Genomic DNA, 19,628 nt, shown 5'->3' with positions numbered 1-19,628 from the left:
CCCGCAGATGAGCAACACAGCGACTCCGAATAGCCCCACCCAAGACAGCACGGTGCCCTTGGCGCAGCAGCGCCAACGCAACCTACCCGCGACGGCGGCTTTTGACTGGCTGGCCGCCGGCTGGCGCGATCTATGGAACAAACCGCTGCCCAGTCTGGCCTATGGCGTTGCGGTATTCGGCGTATCGCTCGGCATCGTCTGGGGGCTCATTGCGCTCGGCATGGATTACATCCTGTTTCCGGCACTGGCCGGGTTCATGGTTGTCGGGCCCTTGCTGGCAATCGGGCTCTATGAAAAGAGCCACGCGCTCGAAACCGATGCGCCCGTGCGGTTGGGGCGGATGATTATGGTGCGGGCCAAATCCGGACCGCAGGTACTTTTTACGGGAACCATTCTCTGCCTATTGATACTGGCCTGGATTCGGGCTGCGGTGATTGTTTATGCCCTGTTTTTCGGCCTTCGGCCCTTCCCTGGGTTGGATGATGTGGCCGCCATGCTTTTCACCACATCGATTGGCTGGGCAATGCTGTTCGTGGGCACCGCTATCGGTGGTTTGTTCGCCGCCTTCTCCTTTGCCATCAGCGTTTTCGCCGTTCCCCGCCTCTATGACGAGCGGACCGATGCCTTCACCGCGATGGGTACCAGCATTTCCATGGTATGGAACAACCTCCCGGTCATGATCGCCTGGGGTGCCATCGTCCTGCTGCTCTTCCTTCTGAGTGTGGCGACTGGACTAGTAGGGCTGATTCTGGTCTTTCCGCTCCTGGGGCACGCGACCTGGCATGGATACCGGGCAATGAAATGAGCTGCTGCCTTCCCAATGCGGCAATGACGCAAGGCGAGGGCGGCCCTCCCTTGTCGGACGAGTTGCGTCTTTCCAGCTATGATCTTGGTGGCGGTTTGCTACAGACCGATCTGTCGGTTCCGGGCATTCATTGCGCTGCCTGCATTCGCGCGGTCGAAGGCGGCCTCAAGGCTCTAGAGGGTGTAGAGAACGCGCGCGTCAACCTGTCTACCAAACGAGTCAGCATCAAGTGGCGGGGCAACAATGTACCGCCGTTTATCGAGACCTTGAGACAAACCGGCTATGCAGCGCACCTCTATGAAGACCGAAAGGAGGACGAAGACAAAACACTGACGCACCTGATACGCGCGCTCGCGGTCGCCGGGTTCGGCGCAATGAACATCATGTTGCTGTCTGTGTCGATCTGGTCTGGAGCGGATACTGCCACGCGGCAGTCGTTTCACTGGGTATCCGCCTTCATCGCCTTACCCGTCCTGGCTTACTCCGGCCAAGTGTTTTTCCGTTCTGCCTGGACAGCGCTGAAAGCTCGGCGAACCAATATGGACGTGCCGATCACCATCGGCGTGTCCCTGGCGTTCGGCCTTAGTTTCTATGACACCCTGACCGGCGGCAAGCATGCTTACTTCGATGCCTCGGTGACACTTCTCTTCTTCCTTTTGATCGGCCGCACGCTCGATCACATGATGCGGGAGAAAGCACGCGTCGCGGTGCGTGGATTGATGCGTTTGGCGCCGCGCGGGGCAACGGTGCTGCTGAGCGACGGCAGTCAGGAATACCGGCCGATTAGCGAGATTGCTCCCGGCATGCGTCTACGAATCAACCCCGGCGACCGTGTCGGCCTGGATTCCCGGGTTGTCGAGGGCCGCTCCGATATCGATGCATCCATTGCAACGGGCGAAAGTATGGCCCTGCCGGTCGAGCGCGGTTCGTATCTCAAGGCGGGGATGGTCAACCTGACGGGGGCGCTGACCGTCGAGGTGACGGCGCGCGCCGAAGATTCCTTTCTCGCCGAGATGCTGAGACTCATGGAGGTGGCCGAAGGTGGGGCCGCACGCTATCGGCGCATTGCCGATCGTGCCGCGGCAGCTTACTCCCCCCTTGTTCATTCCGCGGCCTTGTTGACTTTCCTCGGCTGGATGCTGACCAGCGGAGACTGGCACAACGCCGTCAGCGTAGCGATTTCCGTCCTCATCATCACCTGCCCCTGTGCGCTTGGATTGGCGGTGCCCATCGTCCAGGTCGTGGCGGCGAGGCGGCTGTTCGATGGGGGCGTTCTGGCAAAAGACGGTACCGCCCTGGAGCGTTTGGCCGGAATTGATACCGTGATCTTCGACAAGACCGGAACTCTCACATTGGGCCGTCCCGCACTTTTGACGCCGGAGGCCTATCGCCCGGAGGTTCTCGGCAAAGCCGGAGCCATTGCTGAGCGCTCCAGTCATCCCTTGGCAAAGGCTATTGCCGCGGCCACCAGCCCAGCACAACGTTTCGGTTACGCGCCCCAGAACGTGACAGAGACACCGGGCTTGGGTATGGAAGCCAGTCTGCTGGGCCACACCTACCGGCTTGGCCGGGCCGAATGGGCCCTAACAGCGTGCGCGGATGCGACCTTGTTCGGGCGCACGGTTCTGAGCGAAGACGGGCGGCTCATTGCCACCTTCGCCTTTCAGGATCGCCTACGTCCCGGCGCGAAGGACGCCGTGATGCGGCTACAACGCGAAGGGCTTGCGCTGGGCATACTCTCCGGCGATCACGAAGAGTCGGTCCGCGCGATCGCGGAGGCACTGGGCATTCCCGCCTACGAATCCGGCATGCTTCCCAAGGCCAAGCTGGCGCATATCGTGGCGCTCACTGAGGCCGGACACAAGGTCGCGATGATCGGCGATGGGTTGAACGACGCCCCTGCTCTGGTCGCCGCCGAGGTGTCGATGGCGCCGGCATCCGCCGCCGACATTGGTCGAAACGCCGCGGGTTTCGTGTTCCTGCATGACAGCCTAGAAGCGGTTCCCGCCGCATTGGAGACAGCGCGGCGCGCGCGGCAATTGATTCGACAGAATTTCCTGCTCGCAATTCTATACAATTCGTTGGCGCTTCCCGTCGCAGTCGCTGGCTACGTCACGCCGTTGGTCGCTGCCTTAGCGATGTCGGTCTCCTCCCTCCTCGTTATCGTGAATGCCCTTCGATTGGGAGCCTCCAATACTACCGCCAGGAAGAAGGGCGAGCCGCAACTGGTCGGGCCGCGCCACGACCTTCACGTCGTGCGGAGCACCGGATGATGAGCAGCCTGACTTTTCTCATTCCCATTGCGTTGCTTTTAGGACTGGTTGCCCTTTGCGCGTTCCTCTGGTCATTGCGCAGCGGTCAATATGAAGATCTAGATGGCGCGGCTGCGCGCATCCTTCTGGACGAGGACACGCCCGGATAGTGCCGTCCAACCCCTTTACCAATTCGTGAAAATTTAGTGCTTGAGCCTGTAGTTGATACAGGCGTTATGGTTCTTCCATCCGCCATCATATGGAGAGCCCTGAGTCTTATGAAATCCGACGAAAAACTGTTCCGCACGGGTGCGATTGGATCGATCATTGTCGCCCTTTGCTGCTTCACACCCTTGTTAGTCGTGCTTTTCGGCCTGGTTGGCCTATCTGCTTGGCTCGGATGGATCGACTATGTTCTGTTCCCGGCACTGGGCTTCTTCTTGCTGTTGACCGCCTATGCCCTCTACCGTCGGAAGTTCCACCCGGACTCTGTCTGCGCCGACAAGCCGGATGGCCGCTAAAGCCATGACCGATCTTATTGTCATCGGAGCCGGTTCAGCAGGCTTCTCTGCAGCCATCACCGCAGCGGAACTGGGCGCGGAAGTTACACTGGTCGGCCAGGGGACCATCGGTGGCACCTGCGTCAATGTCGGCTGTGTGCCGTCCAAAGCTCTCATCCGCGCCATGGAAGCGCTGCATCATGCAAACGAGGCCTCACGCTTCTTGGGAATCGAAGCGACCGCCCGCCTCCAAAACTGGCAAACTCTGGTGGCGCAGAAGGACACCCTTGTCGAGCAGCTTCGCCAAGCCAAGTACGCCGACCTTTTACCCGCCTACGATAAGCTCATCTATCGGGAAGGGAGGGCGACGTTTGACCGAGAAGGTGTCCTGGTAAACGGTCAACGAGCGCCTGCGGACAAGGTCATCATCGCCACCGGAGCGGCGGCCGCCATTCCCGCCATTCCGAGAATCGACGGTGTTTCCTATCTGACCAGCACCACCGCGCTCGAACTTCAAACCCTGCCCGAATCCCTATTTGTGATCGGTGGTGGGTACATCGGTTGCGAACTGGCCCAGATGTTTGCCCGTGCCGGTGTAGGTGTCACCCTCTTTACGCGGCGGCGGCTTGTGCCTGACACGGAACCGGAGATAGGCGATGCCATCACCGGATACCTGCGCGAGGAAGGAATTGTGGTACACGCCGGACTTTCTTATCAAAGCATTGCTCAGGATAACGGCGGCGTTGTCTTGACGACCGTCAGCGACGGTGAAACCACAACCCACCATGCCCAGCAGGTTCTTGTCGCCACGGGGCGACGGCCAAATAGCGAAGGGCTCGGCCTCGAGGTTTCCGGCATCGACACAGAAGCCGACGGGCGTATTGTGGTCGACTCCTGCATGCGCACTAGCCGCCGGAACGTCTATGCCGCAGGCGACGTGACCGGCCAGGATCAATTCGTCTACATGGCCGCGCATGGCGCCAAGATAGCGGCGGAAAACGCCTTGAACGGAGATGGCCGGCGGTACGATGACAGCGCGGTACCCGCCGTGGTCTTCACGGACCCGCAGATTGCAAGTGTCGGTCTCACGGAAGCAGAGGCCCGGCAACGCGGCCACGCCGTCAAGTCATCCGTGCTACCCTTGTCCTACCTGCCGCGCGCACTCGCAGCACGCGACACACGCGGCTTGATCAAGTTGGTAGCCGATCGAACGACAGACCGCTTGCTGGGGGCGCATATTCTCGCTCCCGAAGGCTGCGACAGCATTCAAACCGCGGCGCTAGCGATCCGCCAAGGCATGACCGTGCAAAATCTTGCGGACATGATCTTCCCGTACCTGACGACCGTTGAAGGACTGAAGCTCGCGGCGCAGACTTTCGATAAGGACGTGGCCAAACTTTCCTGCTGCGCCGGCTAAGTGCAAAACGGCTGTCCGGCGCTAGAAAAAGGGCGCGTTACTGCTTTTTGACCTTGTCCTTGCCGGCTTCGGGGAAAACCCACATGGCAACGATCATGAAGGCTCCCAGGGCCAGGATGATCCAAGGGGCGGGGCCTTCGGGCGATTGACCCTCCAACCAATAGGCAACCAACGCCACGACTCCCACCAGAACCGACAGCATGGCTTTTAGATGTGCTGGCATCGCTCGTCTCCCAATGTTCTCATCATGTAGAGCCCCCTTCCACTGATGGTGGAAGCGTGGTTCGAAGTTGTTTCAAATCGTCGTGGCGACAGTCACCATCAGTACTGCCAAGCCGATCCCCATGAAAGCCACCAAGCCGACGGGGCGATTGCGTAACGCCGCGGGCAATTGCTGGAACCCAGGAGGCCCCGCAAGCAAAGCGAGCCCGCCAGCAATCACGGCGGTCGCCCAGTCAAGTTCCTGAATCGCGAACAGCAATAGTCCGCCGACCAACAGCACGATCAGAATACCGTTGCCGGTGACAAGAAATGAGCGCGACGGTGTCCACCAGCCCTCCGGCATAGCCGACACCGGCAAAAAGCCGGCCACCAGCACAATACCCACCGTCGTCGCAAAAACGCCAAGGGTGAAGATCGCAATCGGCAGAACTCCCAATACCATGTATCAAGCCTTAAGCATTATTCGACTGAGGTCTCGCTCATGAACCAAACACAAGCTGTTCGCTTGACCGGTCATTGACCATACCATATGCATATCACTAGTATATCACAAGTCCAGGGGAGACCAAGATGTCCCAAGAGTCCGAGAAAAAGAAGCGGACGATTACCGAGATCCGCGACTCTAAACATACCGGCGAAAAGATGGTTTACACATCGGTTCCCGACTATACCTCCGCGCGTTGGGCCGAGATGGCCGGTGCGGACGTCTGCGTTGTCGGTGACAGTCTGGCGATGGTGGCCCATGGCCACAAGAGTACGATCCCGGCAACCATGGACATGATGGTCATGCATGCGGGTGCCGTACGTCGTGGAGCGCCCAACACCTTCGTACTGGGGTGCATGCCTTATCAAAGTTACAACACGGTAGATCGCGCACTGGCCAACGCCAGCAGGTTCATGCAGGACGCGGATTGCGATGCCGTGAAGCCTCAGGGCGGCAAGAGCCAGGCTCATATCCTGAAAGCCTTGGTCGATGCCGGTATCCCAACGGCCTCGCATATCGGGCTGACGCCCCACACCATCGCCATGTTCGGCGGCTTCAAGATTCAAGGCCGAACGGCTGACGCAGCCATGAAGATTCTAGAAGACGCATTTGCCATCCAGGATGCAGGATGTTTCATGCTCGAGTTCGAAGCCGTTCCCGCCAAGATAGCGACGATCATTTCCAAGCAATTGGAGATCCCGACTATAGGCATTGGCGCGGGCGCGGGCACTGATGGCCAGATTCTGTTGAGCTACGATCTTCTTGGAGTTTTCACGGATTTCAAACCCAAGTTCACAAAACGGTATGCCAACCTGACCGAGGTAGCGGTTGACGGCCTGCGGCGCTATGTTGAAGAGGTCAAAGCGGGCCAGTTCCCCGATGAAGAACACAGTTACGGCGTGAATGACGAGGAGTGCGAGAAATTCCTGAGCATGGTCGAGAAGCGCAAGCAGATTTGAGCGGCAACGACGCGCCGGTCAGCGCTCGGAACGCTGGCCAACGCGTGCTCGATGATCTGGAAAGAATGGGGGCTCCAAACGATAGCCTGACGCAAAAGGCCTATCGCCTCCTGGAAGAACAGATCGTCATGCTGCGATTGGAGCCCGGCGCGGTTCTTTCCGAGTCTGCATTGGCCAAGCAGTTTTCCATCGGACGCACACCCATCCGGGAGGCTCTTCAAAGGCTGGCGCGGGAAGGATTGGTCCTGATTTTGCCGCGCCGCGGCATCCTGGTCAGCGAACTGAACGTTCGCCGGCAGCTTCGTTTGCAGGAGTTGCGCCGCGAGGTCGAGCGCCTGATGGCACGAAAAGCGGCCAGGCGCGCCACTTCCGAGGAGAAGCAGGCTTTTGAGATGATCGCCGAAGGGATGCACGAAGCGGCCCGCATCAATGATGACATCATGTTCATGCGATATGACCGGCAACTCAATCTTCTGCTTTGTCACGCCGCGCGCAATGAGTTCATCAACAGCGCAATGTCGCTCACGCACGGCATGTCCCGGAGATTTTGGTATTCGCATTATCGCGAGGTGGCGGATCTGCCCCTATGTGCCAGGCTTCATGCCGACGTGGCGACGAAAGTCGGTGAAGGTGACAGCGCCGGCGCAGCTCAGGCAACCGACGCCTTGATGGACTATGTCGAGCAGTTTACGCGCGCAACTTTGGATTTCGGGACCGGGAATTGACTTACACAATCTGAGATTGCTAGTTGCGAGAGAGAATCTCGCGCCCCGGGCCCTATACCTGAGAATAACAATCATTTCCTCCGAAAGACCCTCTTTCCAACCCAGGTATTGCCTTGTACCATACGCCAGATATATCAGTCGTCGATGACCTGTCGGAGAGAAGTATGAAAGTCTATAGGGGGGACCGGACGATCGATGGCGTGCAGGTCACGGTGGATGGAAAGCCACTGAAGGAGCGCGTCGATCTCAAGCAAATATCCAAAAATGGATTCGAATGGAGTTACGAGGGACCGGAACCTGCACAGTTGGCGCTGGCGATCCTGGCGGACTGTGCGGGCGACGCCACAGCACTAAAGCACTACGACACCTTCATGCAGGAGGTTGTCGCTAATTTCCAGAATGACTGGGAAATGACCGAGGCCGACGTGATGTCGGCGCTCGAACCGGAGTAATCCGCCTGCCCTTACCTCATGGGAGCAGATGCGGACTACAATGATACTTAATATTGAGGGAGGAGAACCATGTTGAAACATTTTGCACCACGCGTGCTTGCCGGCGCGGCACTGGCCGTGACCCTTGCGGTCACGGGTCTGGCCAACGCCCAAGAGCACAAGTTTAAAATGGCCACCGCTTGGAGCGGCGGACCACTGACCGACATTGGCGCTCAGGCCTTCGCCGACCGGGTTAAGGAAACCTCCGGTGGACGCATTGAGATCGAAGTCTTTCCGTCAGGCACCTTGGGCCCGGGCCTGAAAGTCTCCGAGACCGTGAAGAACGGCGTTGCCGATATGGGCCATACCTGGGTCGGTTACGACTGGGGCGCGGACACGACGGCAGTGTTGTTTGGCGGGTACGCCGGCAGCTTCGACAGCGAGCGGATGCTGCACTGGCTCTATCGTGCAGGCGGCGCCGAACTGCACGCCCAGTGGCGCGATGAACAGTTCGGCCTGGTCGCCATGCCGCTCTTCATTCGCACCTCCGAAGTGTTCTTGCATTCCCGCAAGCCCGTTCGCACGCTTGAGGACCTGCAAGGGCTGAAGCTTCGTACCGCTGGCGCATGGTTGGATATCTCCCAGTCCATGGGCGCCGCACCGGTCACCATGCCGGGCGGTGACGTGTATCCGGCTCTTGAGCGCGGCACCATCGATGCGACCGAATGGGGCACGCTCTGGGAGAACCTTTCTCCTGGATTCTACCGGGTGACAAAATACGTGATCATCCCGGGTGTGCATCAGCCGACTGCGCCGTTCGAGCTGGTGGTCAACAAGGACTCCTGGGCCAAACTGTCGGAAGCTGATCAGAAACTTATCAGTGACGCGGCCTTCTATACGACGATGAACAGCTGGCTGACCATCGGCCAGGAAGATGCCAAGGCCCTGGAGGTTTATCGCCAGGAAGGCAACGAGATCGTCGAACTCGATGCCGAAGTGCAAATCGCTGCACACAATGCCGGTATCGCCTGGGCCGAGAAGCAGGCAGAGGGAAACGAATGGTTCCGCAAGGTTCTAGACCATCAGAAGGCTTTTGCTGATCTGTGGAAAGACGCCAATCGGTACCGCAACGTGAAGACCGAGTAGGATCACGTTCAGCCGTTTGAACTCGGGGCGCCCGCCGGCAAACAACAGCCGCGCGGGCGTCACTTCCCATAAGCCCTAACGTTCGGTTTCCCATGAAACGCATTGTCACCGCGCTCGAAAAGTTGACGGTAGGAATCGGCTACGCCGCGTCGGTCCTCATTGTCCCACTGATACTGGCAACCTGCTACGAAGTCTTTGCTCGCTACGCCTTCGGCTCGCCAACGATCTGGGCGTTTGAGCTTGGTTACTCCGTGATGGGTGTTCACTTCCTGCTGGGCGCGGCACTGACGCTGCAGCGTGGCGGGCACATTCGCATTGATGTGCTCTATGGAAACTTCAAACCCAAGACAAAGGCGACGATCGATCTTTTCTTCTACGTGATTTTTCTGCTGCCGTTTTTAACGATCGTGTCCTATTGGATGCTCAGCTATGCCTTTGATTCCTTCGTGAGCGGCGAGCGCACCGGCCAGTCGGCCTGGAACCCCGTGATCTGGCCGTTCCGCATCATGATCTCCAGCGCCATCGCGCTACTTACCGTCCAAACTATTGCAGAAATTTTGAAGTGCGTGATGACACTCCGCCACGCCGATGATCAGGCGGAGGAGGCCTAAGACATGGAAGCCTTGTTGATGTTCCCGGCGCTCTTCCTGCTGATTTTCCTGGGGTTCCCGGTCGCCTTCGCGCTCATGTCCGTGGCCTTCGTCTTTGGTTACTATACCTTCGGCGACGCGGCTTTCTTTCAGTTCATGCAGAAGATCGAGGATGTAGCCAGCAACTTCATCCTTGCGGCGGTCCCCTTGTTCGTTTTCATGGGCGCCATGCTGGAGCGCTCCGGCATTGCCGAGAAGCTGTTCCACGCAGTGCACCTTTGGACCCGCCGGCTGCCAGGCGGCGTCGCTGTCGGTACGGTGATTATGTGCATCATCTTTGCCGCCTCGACCGGTGTCATCGGTGCGACGGAGACCGTAGTCGGACTCCTTGCCATCCCCTCAATGATGCGCCTCAACTACAGCAAATCCCTCATTAGCGGCACGATCTGCGCGGGCGGATCACTGGGCACGATTATTCCGCCGTCAGTGGTCGTGGTCGTATTGGGACCGATTGCCAACGTTTCGATCGGCGATCTCATGGTCGGCATGATCTTTCCAGGCTTGATCCTGTCGGGACTCTATATCGTGTACATCATCCTGCTTTGCACCTTCAGTCCAACGGCGGCGCCTCGTGTCGATGATGACGAGCCGCTGATGCCTTTAGGTGAGAAGCTGGTGGTTACGGTCAAGGCGCTGGTCCCACCGCTCTTCATGATCTTCGCCGTGCTGGGGTCGATCATGCTCGGTTGGGCAGCCCCAACCGAAGCGGCAGCGCTGGGCGCTGCTGGCGCCATCGTCCTGACGATTGCCTATGGCAAGTTCACGCTGCAGACTTTCAGCGAAGCCTTGGTCAAGACGCTGACCGTCACCTCAATGATCATGCTGATCCTCCTGGGCGGCAGTATCTTCACCGGTGTTTATGCTGGCAGCGGCGGGATGTCGATCATGCGCGATCTGCTCGACGCGATCAGTTTGGGCCCATGGGGTCTGCTGATTATCTTCCTGCTGCTGGTCTTCGTTGCCGGGTTCTTCCTGGAATGGATATCGATCCTGTTGATCTTCGTGCCGCTGTTCATGCCCTTCATCCGCGACGCAGGGTTCGATCCGGTCTGGTTCTGCATGCTCATTCTGATCATGATCCAAACCAGCTACCTGACACCGCCGATGGCGCCGGCCATTTTCTACCTGCGCGGTATAGCACCACCGGAGATGACCTTGCGGCATATGTACGTGGGCGTGGTCCCCTTCCTGGCGATCCAGATGGTGGCTCTGCTGATTGTAATGATGTTCCCGGAAACGGCCTTGTGGCTGCCGGAGCAGGTACTTGGCTTCCGTTGAGTTGGGCGCCCGTCGGCAGCAATCGGCGGGCAGCCGAGAAGAAGGAGTATGAACCATGACGCCGGATGAGATCCTTTCCCAAGCCCCACGCGTTTTGAGCCAAAAACAGCGCGAGTTCTACTTTGAACAGGGGTATCTGCTGGTTGAGGAATTCGTGGACAGAATCTGGCTGAAAAAGCTGCGCGATGCCATCGACCGGCAGGTTGAACTGAGCCGCAAGGTAACGCAGTCGGACAGCGTCTTTGATCTTGAGCCCAATCACAGAAGCGACGATCCGCGATTGCGCCGGGTGTCCTCACCTTGCGACCAGGATCCTGTATTCTGGCAGTTCCTGGTAGAATCCCGGATTGGCGATCTGCTGGCTGACCTGCTGGGCCCGGATGTGAAGTTCTATCAGTCAAAGCTCAACTTCAAATGGGCCAAAGGCGGTTCCGAGGTCAAATGGCACCAGGATGTGCCTTTCTTTCCGCACACGAATAATGCCGTCTTGACCTGCGGCACCTATATATACGACTGCGGCATGGAACAGGGGCCGCTGGGTGTCATTCCCGGAAGTCACAAGAATCCGATCTACGACCATTACAACACCAAGGGCGTTTGGACCGGCGACATTCAGCCGGAAGACCTGCCCTCGGTGCCGGTCGGTACTGCGCAGTATCTTTGCGGCCCTGCCGGATCGATAACGCTACACAACTACCGTACCGTTCATGGCTCAAAGGCAAATCAGTCGGACATTGGACGACCCCTTCTGCTCAATGTCATGTCCGCCGCCGATGCTGTTCCCTACACGCACAATCCCCTGCACTCGAAGTATGAACAGCAGCTGATTCGTGGCGTACCCGCGAAATGGGCGCACCATGAAGAGGGTCGCTTCCTTATTCCGCCCGACTGGAGCGGCGGCTACACATCGATTTTCGATTTACAGCAGAAAGCCGGAATGCCCGCAGCGGAGTAGAGTAAGATGGCGCCTCAGAATCTTGGCAGACTGCGGTCCTTCATTATCGGGATGACGGGAGCCGTCGATCGGCTTGCGGATGACGAGGAAGCATTGATCGACGCCGCCCGTGGCCACCTGGCCGCTCTGATTTCGGAGGATGACTGGTTGGGTGACGCCTTCGCCAAGCCTCACCCGAAATATTACCAGCAATATCTGCTGCACTGCGATCCGTTGGAGCGGTTCTCCCTCGTAAGTTTTGTTTGGGGGCCCGGACAGCGTACGCCGATACATGACCACGGCGTCTGGGGGTTGGTAGGCATGCTGCGCGGGGCCGAGTTCTCCCAGGCCTATAGTCAACGCGGTCAAGCATTGGAGAAAGGCGAGCGCCGCCGCCTGGAACCCGGCGATATCGAAATACTCCGTCCCAGCCTCGGCGACATTCATGCGGTTTCGAATGCGTATGAGGACCGGGTTTCGATCTCGATTCACCTCTATGGCGCAAACATCGGCGCCGTCCGCCGCCGCGTCTTCGATCCCCAGACCGGGGCTGAGAAACCATTTGTTTCCGGGTACGCTTCGAACGTGGTTCCCAATCTTTGGGGTTGACCGCAAGTAAGCGCCTCAAGCATTCACCAACCCCTTTTCAACTGCCGTTTTCTTTGGTAATGTGCATCTGATATATCAGTTACCGATGGCCTAGTGAGGAGATTTTGTCATGGAACTCAGCCAAAGCCCGATGGACGAGCGTCAGCGCAACTACCGTTCGGAGTATCGCCGTCGGATCGCCGGCTGGTACAATGGCTGGCTGCACGTGGTGATCATCTATGTGATCGGCCTCACCGCCATCTATCTCTATACTGCCCACATCGGAAATGTGCAGTGGTGGGAGTGGCTTACAATCCCCGTGGTCTTTATGATCACCAATATCTTCGAATGGTTCCTGCACCGCTATGTGATGCACCGGCCGCTGCGCTGGAAAGGTCTCAGAGCGATCTACAATCGCCACACTCTGCAGCACCATCAGTTCTTTACTGAGTCCGAGATGCGGTTTGCCGACCAGAAGGACTGGCGTGTCACCTTTTTCCCACCTTTTGCTTTGGCGGTCTTCATCCTGATGTCGATCCCGCCTTCCGCCGTCATGGGATATCTGGTTTCGGCAAACGTCGGCTGGCTGATCATGTGCACGACGACGGGCATGTACCTGACCTATGAGTTCATGCATTTCTGCTGCCATGTCGAAGAGAGCTGGTTTGTCCGCTACTGTCCCTTTGTGAACACGCTCCGGCGCCATCATACCGCCCATCACAACCAAGCCATCATGATGGAGCGGAATATGAACCTGACCTTCCCGATCTCAGACTGGTTGTTCGGCACCTCTGATCTGAACCGAGGGCTGCTTGGCCATATCTTCAACGGCTACAGCACCAAGCACCTGCGGACCGATCTGCGTAAGGTTTCACGGACCCCGAAACCGGCTAGGGCCAAGAAGCAATCAACTGCGGGGGCCACTGCCTGAGGAAAATCGGCGGCTTCCGGACCGAGGGGTCGCCGACGATCTTTCATCATTGGAGGCTACGCCTTCGGTAGAACGGGAGGCCAGAGCATGCGCGCGCCACGTGTCGTCGACCAAATTCGCCATGAACACAAGAACATGGGTCGGGTGCTGGCTGAATTGCGGGACCGAGTGACAAGTACAACGCCGGACGCACTTACCGCCCGGCATCTCGACCTGCTCTACCGCATGCTTTTCTATATCCGAGTGTTTCCGAACAAGATGCACCACCCGAAGGAAGAGGATTACCTGTTCCCGGCGCTTTTGAAACGCGCGCCTGCACTGAAAGCCGAGGTCGCCGCATTGCGGCAGCAGCACATGGAGGGCGACAGAGCGCTTGAAGAACTGGAAGCGAGCTACAAGTCACTTCAAGATAACCCTGCGCTCGAGACACTGCTTGCCTTCCAAGCGCAGGTGTCGAGCTATGTCGATGCCGAGTTTGCTCACATGCGCCACGAGGAAGACGTCATATTGCCTGCTGCGCTCGAGGCTCTGACGGAGGCCGACTGGCAAGCCATCGAACGCGCCTTCATCACCAATAGAGACCCTTTGTTCAGTGACGAAGTGGAACTCGGGTTCGAGGTTCTCGCCCACACATTAGGCGCTGACTGACGCACCGGTCTTTATTATAGCATGGGGGTTCTCCGCCGGATCGGCATATTCACTTTAGGTGCGACGTGGTCATTGTTCCCGAAACGCCAAATCATCGCGACCGCATCCGAGCCCTGTTGCTAGGGGCTTTCCCTAGCGCCGCTGAGGCCGACCTCGTGGAGCGTTTGCACGCCGATAGTGATGCAGTGATTAGTTTGATCGCCTTGCGGGATGAGCAGGTCATTGGCCAGGCGATGTTTTCCAGGATGATAGCGCCCTTCAAGGCCTTGGCACTGGCGCCGGTTGCGGTTGCTTTACCCTGGCGTCGACAGCGCGTCGCTTCGCGCCTGATTGAAAACGGCCTTCAGCGAGCGCGGGATTCCGGCTGGGAGGGCGTATTCGTTCTTGGCGATCCGGCGTTTTACCATTGCTTTGGCTTTCGAGCCGGGCTGGCTCGCCCCTTCTCATCTCCTTACGCCGGACCCCACCTTATGGCGCTGGCCCTCAAGGGAGGCGCACTGCCAATCCTATCCGGCCAGATACGTCATGCTGCCGCCTTTTCGGCCATGGGATAGCGTCAGACCAGGGCTATCAGAGCCCGAGGGTCTTCGCGCGTGCTGATGGTACGGCGGAGTTGCGACGGAGAGGACCCAAAAGCCTCTTTGTAGACTCTCGAAAAATGCCCGGCCGACTGAAAACCGGTCGCCAGGGCAACCTCCATGACCGAAAGCGGTGTATGCAGCAGTAACTGATGTGCTTTCTTCAGGCGCAGATGCCGGTAGAAGACCTTCGGCGGCATGCCCACATGCTGGTGGAACAAACGTTCGAGCTGACGCAGCGAAATCTTCGATGCCTTGGCCAGCGCCGCCTTTGAGAGCGGCGTTTCCACGTTCCTTTCCATCAACTCGATGCAAGCGGTCAAAGCCGGATGGGTCAATCCCAAGCGTTGAGCCACCTCCGGAGCCGCACCAGGCAAGGCAAAGTCCTCGACCGTTAAGCCAAGGTCCTTCGCCGCCAGGGCGGCTAACAGATCGCCATGGCGTCGCCGCAACCACGCCAGCATCATATCCATGGCGCCACTTGAACCGGCCGCGGTAATGATACCCTTGCCGCTGCAACTGCTCTGCGCTGCTTCAAGGGTCACGCTGAAGGTCTCACGAAAGCTTTCGCGGCTATCCGGCGGCACTGTAACAGGGCCATTATCCAGCACGCCGCTTTGCGCAAGCAGCCATGTCCCGTAGCCAACACCGCCAAGTTCCGATCCAAATCGCTGAGCACGCCGCAACCACTCAGGCAAGGCGCCGGTCTCAGCGCTTATGGCGTTGCGTTCGCCAAGCACGAGGATCAACCGGTAATCGATCCCCTCACCGACCCGCGCCTTGACCGAGATCTTGGTGCCGCATCTTGCCTTTACGGGACTCCAGGCCGAACCGATTGGAATACATTCATAGAAATCGTCGACCAGGCGGGCATTCAAGACTGCCAGGCATTCCGCCAGATTGGCATAACCACGAAGGTCGAAACCATCGAACAGTACAAGACCAACCCGATGGTGCCTCACCGACCTAGCCGCTGCGTCGTTCATCAACCTTGTCTCCAGCGTTGGTCGCCGCACAACCTCATGATGTCCGCCGAAATCAGACAGCCCAAGGCGTGAAACTCAAACCTAATCCATGGTATCGGCTATCGGGGAGGGGAAGGCAACAGTCCTGTGCCCTTTGGGTGGAAACCTGAATAGGGTTTCCACGGGCTCGCCGCTGACTGCGGACAACACTTCGTCACGGCGGTGCGACCTCACCACCTGTTGACAGCCTGCCCTACCCTTGATGCTGTAGCTTGGCACCGAACCGCACAGATGGACCCAATGAACGCCGTTCAAATCAAGCGTATCTATGAACCCGTTGCTGGCGAAGACGGTTATCGCGTACTCGTCGACAGACTATGGCCGCGCGGAATTTCGAAGGACGCCGCCGCCCTGGACGATTGGCCCAAGAACATAGCGCCTTCTCACGAACTGCGAAGATGGTATGGCCACGACCCGAAGCGCTGGGAAGAGTTTCGGCGGCGCTACAAGGACGAACTAGCGGCGCAGACAGACGCCCTTGAGCGGCCCCGTGAACGGGCCAGGAAGGGTGCTATCACCCTGCTCTTCTCAGCAAAGGACGAGGTCCACAGTCAGGCGGTGGTTCTGAAAGAGGTTCTGGAGAAATAGGTTGCGATCTACCAGCCGCCTGCACGCAAACGCTGTACCACCTTGTCGGCGACATGGGCACAACGGGCGCCGTCGAAAGGGAATAGCTCAGAAAGGCGCGGCGCCAGTGACTCCTCCAACGTCGCCCGCATCAGGCGTCGAGCGCGATGCAATCGGGTCTTTACCGTTTCCGGACGGATATCCAAGCGACGTGCGGTATCATCGGTACTTAGTCCCTGGACATCACGCAAAATGAACACCAGTCGAAAGGCCTCCGGCAGGGCATCCACCGCCCATTCGAGCATACGCCGTACTTGTGCCCGGCTGGCTTCCGATTCCGGACTGGCTGGAAAAAGCGATGACGAGACCATGATCAAACGCCCTCCGTCGGGCTCAGTGCTACTGTCGAGTTCAGAAAGCTCTACGGTCGGTCGTCGTCGCCGAATCCGACCCAAGGCTTCGTTCAAGGCGATCCGGGTCAGCCAGGTAGAGAAGGACGACTTTCCTTCAAAGCTCTCCAGTTTCGTAAAAGCGCGAACATAGGTTTCCTGGACGATATCCTCGGCTTCCGCATCGTCACGAACAACGCCGCGCGCGACCCGGAAAAGCTGTTGATTGTGACGGCGTACAAGCGCTCGCACGGCGGCCTCGTCCTTGTTCCGAGCCAGTGGAACCAGGTCCTCGTCCGCAATACCGTCAAACTGATGCGCAACATGAGCCCGGGCTGGTTGCATCGGGTTCCCTCCCTCCGAACGGACCATTGGCGACATTACCGTCCCCTATTAGATGATCATCCGGCGGAAAAGTTCCCGAGAAAATTTGTCACATCCCGATGGAGCCAAGAAACTCCCGACGCAAGGCCGCGTCATCACGATAAGCCCCCAGCAGCCGTCGTGTCACCATGCGGACGCCGTGGGCCCGCACACCGCGCGTCGTCATACAGGCATGCTCCGCGACCAGGACCACCGCAACACCACCGGGTTTCAGGCCTTTGGCTATCGCATGGGCAATCTCGTCCGTCAGGCGTTCTTGCACCTGGAGACGTCGCGCACAAGCCTCCACAACCCGGGCCAGCTTGGAAATGCCAACGACCCGCTCAACCGGCAGATACGACACATGGGCGACGCCGCGAATTGCCGCCATGTGATGCTCACACACTGAATGGAAGGGAATATCGCTCAGCGTCACCACATCATTGTAGTCGCCGACCTCACCAAAGGTCCGGTTCAAGAACGCCACTGGGTCCTGCCGATAACCGCTAAACCATTCCTCATAGGCGCGTACAACCCGTCCTGGGGTCTCAAGCAACCCTGGGCGGTAAGGATCGTCGCCGGCCCAGCGCAGCAGCGTTTCTACCGCCGCTTCGGCCTCAGACCGGCTCGGTCGCCGCCTCACATCACCCGCCGCGCCACGTTCTCGCTTTGAGAAATCCGGCTTGTCCAACAGGGTCGCTTTATGATCGAGCTCCGAACCCGGAAGCGCATTCATGAATCATCTCCAATCTGCATTCGCCAATGCCTATTGGATGTCGAAACGCGCGGATGGTTCCCTGGCGGCACCCCTGGATGTCGGCGATCGATGAGCGAGAACCGCCCGCCTAGAGTGTCCAACCCCCGTCGATGACCATGGTTGTACCGGTTACGAAGGCGCTTTCATCGGAAGCCAAATAGACTGCCAGCGCAGCAATTTCCTCTGTGGTGCCAAGCCTGCCCATCGGTTGACGGGCAACGAAGGCAGCGCGGTTTTCCTCGACACTCCCTGGCAGTGCTTCGATCCGCTCGTTCAAGCTGGGAGACTGTATGGTACCTGGACAGATCGCGTTACAACGGATGCCCTGCTTGATGAAATCCGCAGCCACCGATTTCGTCAAGCCAATGACAGCGGCTTTGGTTGTGCCGTAGACGAAGCGATTCGGCGCGCCTTTGATGGAAGAAGCCCCCGAGGACATATTGATGATGGACCCGCCGCCATTCTCAAGCATCAGGGGAAGGAAACCGCGCAGCAACCGCCACATCGACTTCACATTGAGATCGAAGCTGAAGTCCCAGGTTTTCTCATCGCAGTCGAGAAGCGACCCCTGATGCACGTAGCCCGCACAGTTGAATAATATCTCGACCGGTCCGACCGCGCTTGCGACCGCTGCCACCGCATCATTGTCCAGAACATCCAGCACCAGCGTCTCGATAGTCGGTGCTTCGGACTTCAGGCTTTCCAGCAGCGAGCCGGAGATATCGCTCGCCACGACCGTTGCGCCCTCCCTCGCCATGGCTAAAGCCGTCGCCTTGCCGATTCCCTGCCCAGCCGCCGTCAGAAATGCCTTTTTACCCGCAAGACGCCCCATTGTTTCATCTCTCCCTTGCTTTCATACTTTACCTGCCAAGCCTGTTCCAGCCGGGCTAAATCGATTGAATGGACTCTGCCTCTCCCCACGCCCCCGTGCAAGCCGCGCCAAGTGACAGATCGGCCGTTCAGGCCTTTGTATCCGGGGATGGTTCCAGATCGCTCAAAGCGGCGAACACATCCACAAGTTCTGGCATGAATCTGTCCCCGTATCCCAGATTGAGACTGAGTTTCATGGCTTGCAAGGCGCCATCGGACATCAAGGTAGCCGCGTTGTTCCTTGTCGCCAGACGATTGTAATAGGTGATGTCCTTCAAGCAGTTTCGCAGGGTGAATTTATGAGCGTTTGGATCGCCCTCGCAGATGTACTTAGAATAGCTCTGGAAGTTACCGCAGTTCATGCCTGAATTGGTCAGAATTTCCCTAAAAACCTGGGGCTTCAGGCCGACCTTGCGGACCATCGTGTAACACTCCGCCCAAATGGATGCGAAACCGATTGCAACAACATTGTTGATGAGTTTTGCCGCATGGGCCGAACCGACCGGACCGCCGGTTGGAATGATCGCCGTCGCCCACGTGGACAGCAGGGGCCGCAGGCGCTCAATGGTTGCCTCATCGCCGCCGACGTAGGTGGTCAACTCACCGTCCCAAGCGTGCGCCGGTGTCCGGGACAACGGCGCATCGACAAGCGCGATTCCACGGGCCGCAAGCTCTTTGTGAAGCCTTTCGGTTTGGTCCGGCTCGGAGGTCGAGGTGTCAACGATGGTCAAACCCTCGCGCGCGCCCTCCAGAATCCCACTTTCGCCCTCTAGAACCTGCATGACCTGAGGCGCACCCGTGACGCAAAGTACGATCACGTCGCACTGCTCGGCCATTTCCTTGGGATTGGCGACTTCAACTGCGCCGCGTCCCACCAGATCGTCGATAGCTTCCCGCTTCCGGTGGGCCATGACCCGGAGGTCAAACCCCTTCTCCACCACATTCTTGGCCATCCCCCAGCCCATCAAACCGGCACCGATGAAACCTACAACGAGATTGGTTGTCATTTTTCTATCCTCCAATTCTTTTAAATCGATTTAAACTCGGATAATCTGGGATCATAAGGAGGGAAGCGCACTCTGTCGCGCCGGAATTTCGGGGAGGAGGAA

24 protein-coding genes are annotated in these 19,628 nt (G+C 58.4%); 17 read left to right on the top strand and 7 right to left on the bottom strand.

Annotation, left to right across the window (positions count from 1 at the left end):
• Nucleotides 1-7 precede the first annotated feature (7 nt).
• From FHR98_RS02490 to merA, 5 genes are all read left to right on the top strand, one after another.
• Nucleotides 8-805 carry a DUF2189 domain-containing protein gene (locus FHR98_RS02490; RefSeq protein WP_183415033.1) on the top strand — a complete coding sequence of 266 codons (798 nt, stop codon included), beginning with the start codon at nucleotides 8-10 and terminating at the stop codon, nucleotides 803-805.
• Nucleotides 806-828: 23 nt separating this feature from the next.
• Nucleotides 829-3,078 carry a heavy metal translocating P-type ATPase gene (locus FHR98_RS02485; protein WP_246377325.1) on the top strand — a complete coding sequence of 750 codons (2,250 nt, stop codon included), beginning with the start codon at nucleotides 829-831 and terminating at the stop codon, nucleotides 3,076-3,078.
• Nucleotides 3,075-3,227: a cbb3-type cytochrome oxidase assembly protein CcoS gene (gene ccoS, locus FHR98_RS02480; protein WP_437126607.1), complete on the top strand. Its 153-nt coding sequence runs from the start codon at nucleotides 3,075-3,077 to the stop codon at nucleotides 3,225-3,227. The genes FHR98_RS02485 and ccoS overlap by 4 nt, the downstream gene beginning before the upstream one ends.
• 108 nt (nucleotides 3,228-3,335) lie before the next feature.
• Nucleotides 3,336-3,578, top strand: coding sequence for a mercury resistance system transport protein MerF (gene merF / locus FHR98_RS02475; RefSeq protein ID WP_183415031.1), 243 nt, complete (start codon nucleotides 3,336-3,338; stop codon nucleotides 3,576-3,578).
• Nucleotides 3,579-3,582: 4 nt separating this feature from the next.
• Complete coding sequence (merA, locus tag FHR98_RS02470; RefSeq protein ID WP_281369906.1) at nucleotides 3,583-4,974, top strand: mercury(II) reductase; 1,392 nt, start codon at nucleotides 3,583-3,585, stop codon at nucleotides 4,972-4,974.
• 37 nt (nucleotides 4,975-5,011) lie between these two features.
• Here merA and FHR98_RS02465 read toward each other — a convergent pair whose 3' ends face one another.
• Together FHR98_RS02465 and FHR98_RS02460 are read right to left on the bottom strand one after the other, a co-directional pair.
• Complete coding sequence (locus tag FHR98_RS02465; RefSeq protein ID WP_183415029.1) at nucleotides 5,012-5,197, bottom strand: hypothetical protein; 186 nt, start codon at nucleotides 5,195-5,197, stop codon at nucleotides 5,012-5,014.
• 72 nt (nucleotides 5,198-5,269) lie between these two features.
• Complete coding sequence (locus FHR98_RS02460; protein WP_183415028.1) at nucleotides 5,270-5,638, bottom strand: hypothetical protein; 369 nt, start codon at nucleotides 5,636-5,638, stop codon at nucleotides 5,270-5,272.
• A 128-nt stretch (nucleotides 5,639-5,766) separates the two neighbouring features.
• On the opposite strand from FHR98_RS02460, the gene panB reads away from it, so the two are divergent.
• From panB to FHR98_RS02405, 11 genes are all read left to right on the top strand, one after another.
• Nucleotides 5,767-6,639: a 3-methyl-2-oxobutanoate hydroxymethyltransferase gene (gene panB, locus FHR98_RS02455; RefSeq protein ID WP_183415027.1), complete on the top strand. Its 873-nt coding sequence runs from the start codon at nucleotides 5,767-5,769 to the stop codon at nucleotides 6,637-6,639.
• A complete protein-coding gene (locus FHR98_RS02450; protein WP_246377322.1) occupies nucleotides 6,636-7,364 on the top strand; it encodes a GntR family transcriptional regulator in 729 nt (242 codons plus the stop codon). The genes panB and FHR98_RS02450 overlap by 4 nt, the downstream gene beginning before the upstream one ends.
• 164 nt (nucleotides 7,365-7,528) lie before the next feature.
• Nucleotides 7,529-7,816, top strand: coding sequence for a DUF6166 domain-containing protein (locus FHR98_RS02445; protein ID WP_183415026.1), 288 nt, complete (start codon nucleotides 7,529-7,531; stop codon nucleotides 7,814-7,816).
• 69 nt (nucleotides 7,817-7,885) lie between these two features.
• A complete protein-coding gene (gene dctP / locus FHR98_RS02440; protein WP_183415025.1) occupies nucleotides 7,886-8,941 on the top strand; it encodes a TRAP transporter substrate-binding protein DctP in 1,056 nt (351 codons plus the stop codon).
• Nucleotides 8,942-9,033: 92 nt separating this feature from the next.
• Nucleotides 9,034-9,552, top strand: a complete 519-nt coding sequence (locus FHR98_RS02435) for a TRAP transporter small permease subunit (RefSeq protein ID WP_183415024.1) — start codon at nucleotides 9,034-9,036, stop codon at nucleotides 9,550-9,552.
• Nucleotides 9,553-9,555: 3 nt separating this feature from the next.
• Nucleotides 9,556-10,869: a TRAP transporter large permease gene (locus tag FHR98_RS02430; protein WP_221205677.1), complete on the top strand. Its 1,314-nt coding sequence runs from the start codon at nucleotides 9,556-9,558 to the stop codon at nucleotides 10,867-10,869.
• Nucleotides 10,870-10,924: 55 nt separating this feature from the next.
• Nucleotides 10,925-11,824, top strand: a complete 900-nt coding sequence (locus tag FHR98_RS02425; protein ID WP_183415023.1) for a phytanoyl-CoA dioxygenase family protein — start codon at nucleotides 10,925-10,927, stop codon at nucleotides 11,822-11,824.
• 6 nt (nucleotides 11,825-11,830) lie between these two features.
• The gene (locus tag FHR98_RS02420) at nucleotides 11,831-12,412 is read left to right on the top strand and encodes a cysteine dioxygenase family protein (protein WP_183415022.1); all 582 of its coding nucleotides are present in this window, start codon (nucleotides 11,831-11,833) and stop codon (nucleotides 12,410-12,412) included.
• 109 nt (nucleotides 12,413-12,521) lie between these two features.
• A complete protein-coding gene (locus tag FHR98_RS02415) occupies nucleotides 12,522-13,322 on the top strand; it encodes a sterol desaturase family protein (protein ID WP_183415021.1) in 801 nt (266 codons plus the stop codon).
• A gap of 87 nt (nucleotides 13,323-13,409) precedes the next feature.
• Nucleotides 13,410-13,970 (top strand): hemerythrin domain-containing protein, encoded by a 561-nt coding sequence (locus FHR98_RS02410; RefSeq protein ID WP_183415020.1) that lies wholly within the window; start codon nucleotides 13,410-13,412, stop codon nucleotides 13,968-13,970.
• Nucleotides 13,971-14,035: 65 nt separating this feature from the next.
• Nucleotides 14,036-14,524 carry a GNAT family N-acetyltransferase gene (locus FHR98_RS02405; RefSeq protein WP_183415019.1) on the top strand — a complete coding sequence of 163 codons (489 nt, stop codon included), beginning with the start codon at nucleotides 14,036-14,038 and terminating at the stop codon, nucleotides 14,522-14,524.
• A 2-nt stretch (nucleotides 14,525-14,526) separates the two neighbouring features.
• Here FHR98_RS02405 and FHR98_RS02400 read toward each other — a convergent pair whose 3' ends face one another.
• Nucleotides 14,527-15,534, bottom strand: a complete 1,008-nt coding sequence (locus FHR98_RS02400) for a GlxA family transcriptional regulator (protein ID WP_183415018.1) — start codon at nucleotides 15,532-15,534, stop codon at nucleotides 14,527-14,529.
• 279 nt (nucleotides 15,535-15,813) lie between these two features.
• Here FHR98_RS02400 and FHR98_RS02395 point away from each other — a divergent pair, with 279 nt between their 5' ends.
• Complete coding sequence (locus tag FHR98_RS02395) at nucleotides 15,814-16,161, top strand: DUF488 domain-containing protein (protein WP_322091206.1); 348 nt, start codon at nucleotides 15,814-15,816, stop codon at nucleotides 16,159-16,161.
• Nucleotides 16,162-16,169: 8 nt separating this feature from the next.
• Here FHR98_RS02395 and FHR98_RS02390 read toward each other — a convergent pair whose 3' ends face one another.
• The 4 genes from FHR98_RS02390 to FHR98_RS02375 form a co-directional block, all read right to left on the bottom strand.
• Nucleotides 16,170-16,874, bottom strand: a complete 705-nt coding sequence (locus FHR98_RS02390; protein WP_183415016.1) for an RNA polymerase sigma factor — start codon at nucleotides 16,872-16,874, stop codon at nucleotides 16,170-16,172.
• A gap of 88 nt (nucleotides 16,875-16,962) precedes the next feature.
• Nucleotides 16,963-17,628, bottom strand: a complete 666-nt coding sequence (gene folE, locus FHR98_RS02385) for a GTP cyclohydrolase I FolE (protein ID WP_183415015.1) — start codon at nucleotides 17,626-17,628, stop codon at nucleotides 16,963-16,965.
• 109 nt (nucleotides 17,629-17,737) lie between these two features.
• Nucleotides 17,738-18,481 (bottom strand): SDR family oxidoreductase, encoded by a 744-nt coding sequence (locus FHR98_RS02380; RefSeq protein WP_183415014.1) that lies wholly within the window; start codon nucleotides 18,479-18,481, stop codon nucleotides 17,738-17,740.
• Between the two features lie 127 nt (nucleotides 18,482-18,608).
• The gene (locus FHR98_RS02375; RefSeq protein ID WP_183415013.1) at nucleotides 18,609-19,526 is read right to left on the bottom strand and encodes an NAD(P)-dependent oxidoreductase; all 918 of its coding nucleotides are present in this window, start codon (nucleotides 19,524-19,526) and stop codon (nucleotides 18,609-18,611) included.
• Between the last annotated feature and the right edge of the window lie 102 nt (nucleotides 19,527-19,628).

The organism is Limibacillus halophilus (assembly GCF_014191775.1).
In the GTDB taxonomy this organism is placed as follows: domain Bacteria; phylum Pseudomonadota; class Alphaproteobacteria; order Kiloniellales; family CECT-8803; genus Limibacillus; species Limibacillus halophilus.
This window is presented reverse-complemented; position numbering and strand designations above follow the sequence as displayed.

Excerpts from the sequence above, each read along its gene's own strand:
- FHR98_RS02490 (WP_183415033.1), top strand. The coding sequence starts at position 8 with ATGAGCAACACAGCGACTCCGAATAGCCCCACCCAAGACAGCACGGTG.
- FHR98_RS02485 (WP_246377325.1), top strand. The coding sequence starts at position 829 with ATGACGCAAGGCGAGGGCGGCCCTCCCTTGTCGGACGAGTTGCGTCTT.
- ccoS (WP_437126607.1), top strand. The coding sequence starts at position 3,075 with ATGATGAGCAGCCTGACTTTTCTCATTCCCATTGCGTTGCTTTTAGGA.
- merF (WP_183415031.1), top strand. The coding sequence starts at position 3,336 with ATGAAATCCGACGAAAAACTGTTCCGCACGGGTGCGATTGGATCGATC.
- merA (WP_281369906.1), top strand. The coding sequence starts at position 3,583 with ATGACCGATCTTATTGTCATCGGAGCCGGTTCAGCAGGCTTCTCTGCA.
- FHR98_RS02465 (WP_183415029.1), bottom strand. The coding sequence starts at position 5,197 with ATGCCAGCACATCTAAAAGCCATGCTGTCGGTTCTGGTGGGAGTCGTG.
- FHR98_RS02460 (WP_183415028.1), bottom strand. The coding sequence starts at position 5,638 with ATGGTATTGGGAGTTCTGCCGATTGCGATCTTCACCCTTGGCGTTTTT.
- panB (WP_183415027.1), top strand. The coding sequence starts at position 5,767 with ATGTCCCAAGAGTCCGAGAAAAAGAAGCGGACGATTACCGAGATCCGC.
- FHR98_RS02445 (WP_183415026.1), top strand. The coding sequence starts at position 7,529 with ATGAAAGTCTATAGGGGGGACCGGACGATCGATGGCGTGCAGGTCACG.
- dctP (WP_183415025.1), top strand. The coding sequence starts at position 7,886 with ATGTTGAAACATTTTGCACCACGCGTGCTTGCCGGCGCGGCACTGGCC.
- FHR98_RS02435 (WP_183415024.1), top strand. The coding sequence starts at position 9,034 with ATGAAACGCATTGTCACCGCGCTCGAAAAGTTGACGGTAGGAATCGGC.
- FHR98_RS02430 (WP_221205677.1), top strand. The coding sequence starts at position 9,556 with ATGGAAGCCTTGTTGATGTTCCCGGCGCTCTTCCTGCTGATTTTCCTG.
- FHR98_RS02425 (WP_183415023.1), top strand. The coding sequence starts at position 10,925 with ATGACGCCGGATGAGATCCTTTCCCAAGCCCCACGCGTTTTGAGCCAA.
- FHR98_RS02420 (WP_183415022.1), top strand. The coding sequence starts at position 11,831 with ATGGCGCCTCAGAATCTTGGCAGACTGCGGTCCTTCATTATCGGGATG.
- FHR98_RS02415 (WP_183415021.1), top strand. The coding sequence starts at position 12,522 with ATGGAACTCAGCCAAAGCCCGATGGACGAGCGTCAGCGCAACTACCGT.
- FHR98_RS02410 (WP_183415020.1), top strand. The coding sequence starts at position 13,410 with ATGCGCGCGCCACGTGTCGTCGACCAAATTCGCCATGAACACAAGAAC.
- FHR98_RS02400 (WP_183415018.1), bottom strand. The coding sequence starts at position 15,534 with ATGAACGACGCAGCGGCTAGGTCGGTGAGGCACCATCGGGTTGGTCTT.
- FHR98_RS02395 (WP_322091206.1), top strand. The coding sequence starts at position 15,814 with ATGAACGCCGTTCAAATCAAGCGTATCTATGAACCCGTTGCTGGCGAA.
- FHR98_RS02390 (WP_183415016.1), bottom strand. The coding sequence starts at position 16,874 with ATGCAACCAGCCCGGGCTCATGTTGCGCATCAGTTTGACGGTATTGCG.
- folE (WP_183415015.1), bottom strand. The coding sequence starts at position 17,628 with ATGAATGCGCTTCCGGGTTCGGAGCTCGATCATAAAGCGACCCTGTTG.
- FHR98_RS02380 (WP_183415014.1), bottom strand. The coding sequence starts at position 18,481 with ATGGGGCGTCTTGCGGGTAAAAAGGCATTTCTGACGGCGGCTGGGCAG.
- FHR98_RS02375 (WP_183415013.1), bottom strand. The coding sequence starts at position 19,526 with ATGACAACCAATCTCGTTGTAGGTTTCATCGGTGCCGGTTTGATGGGC.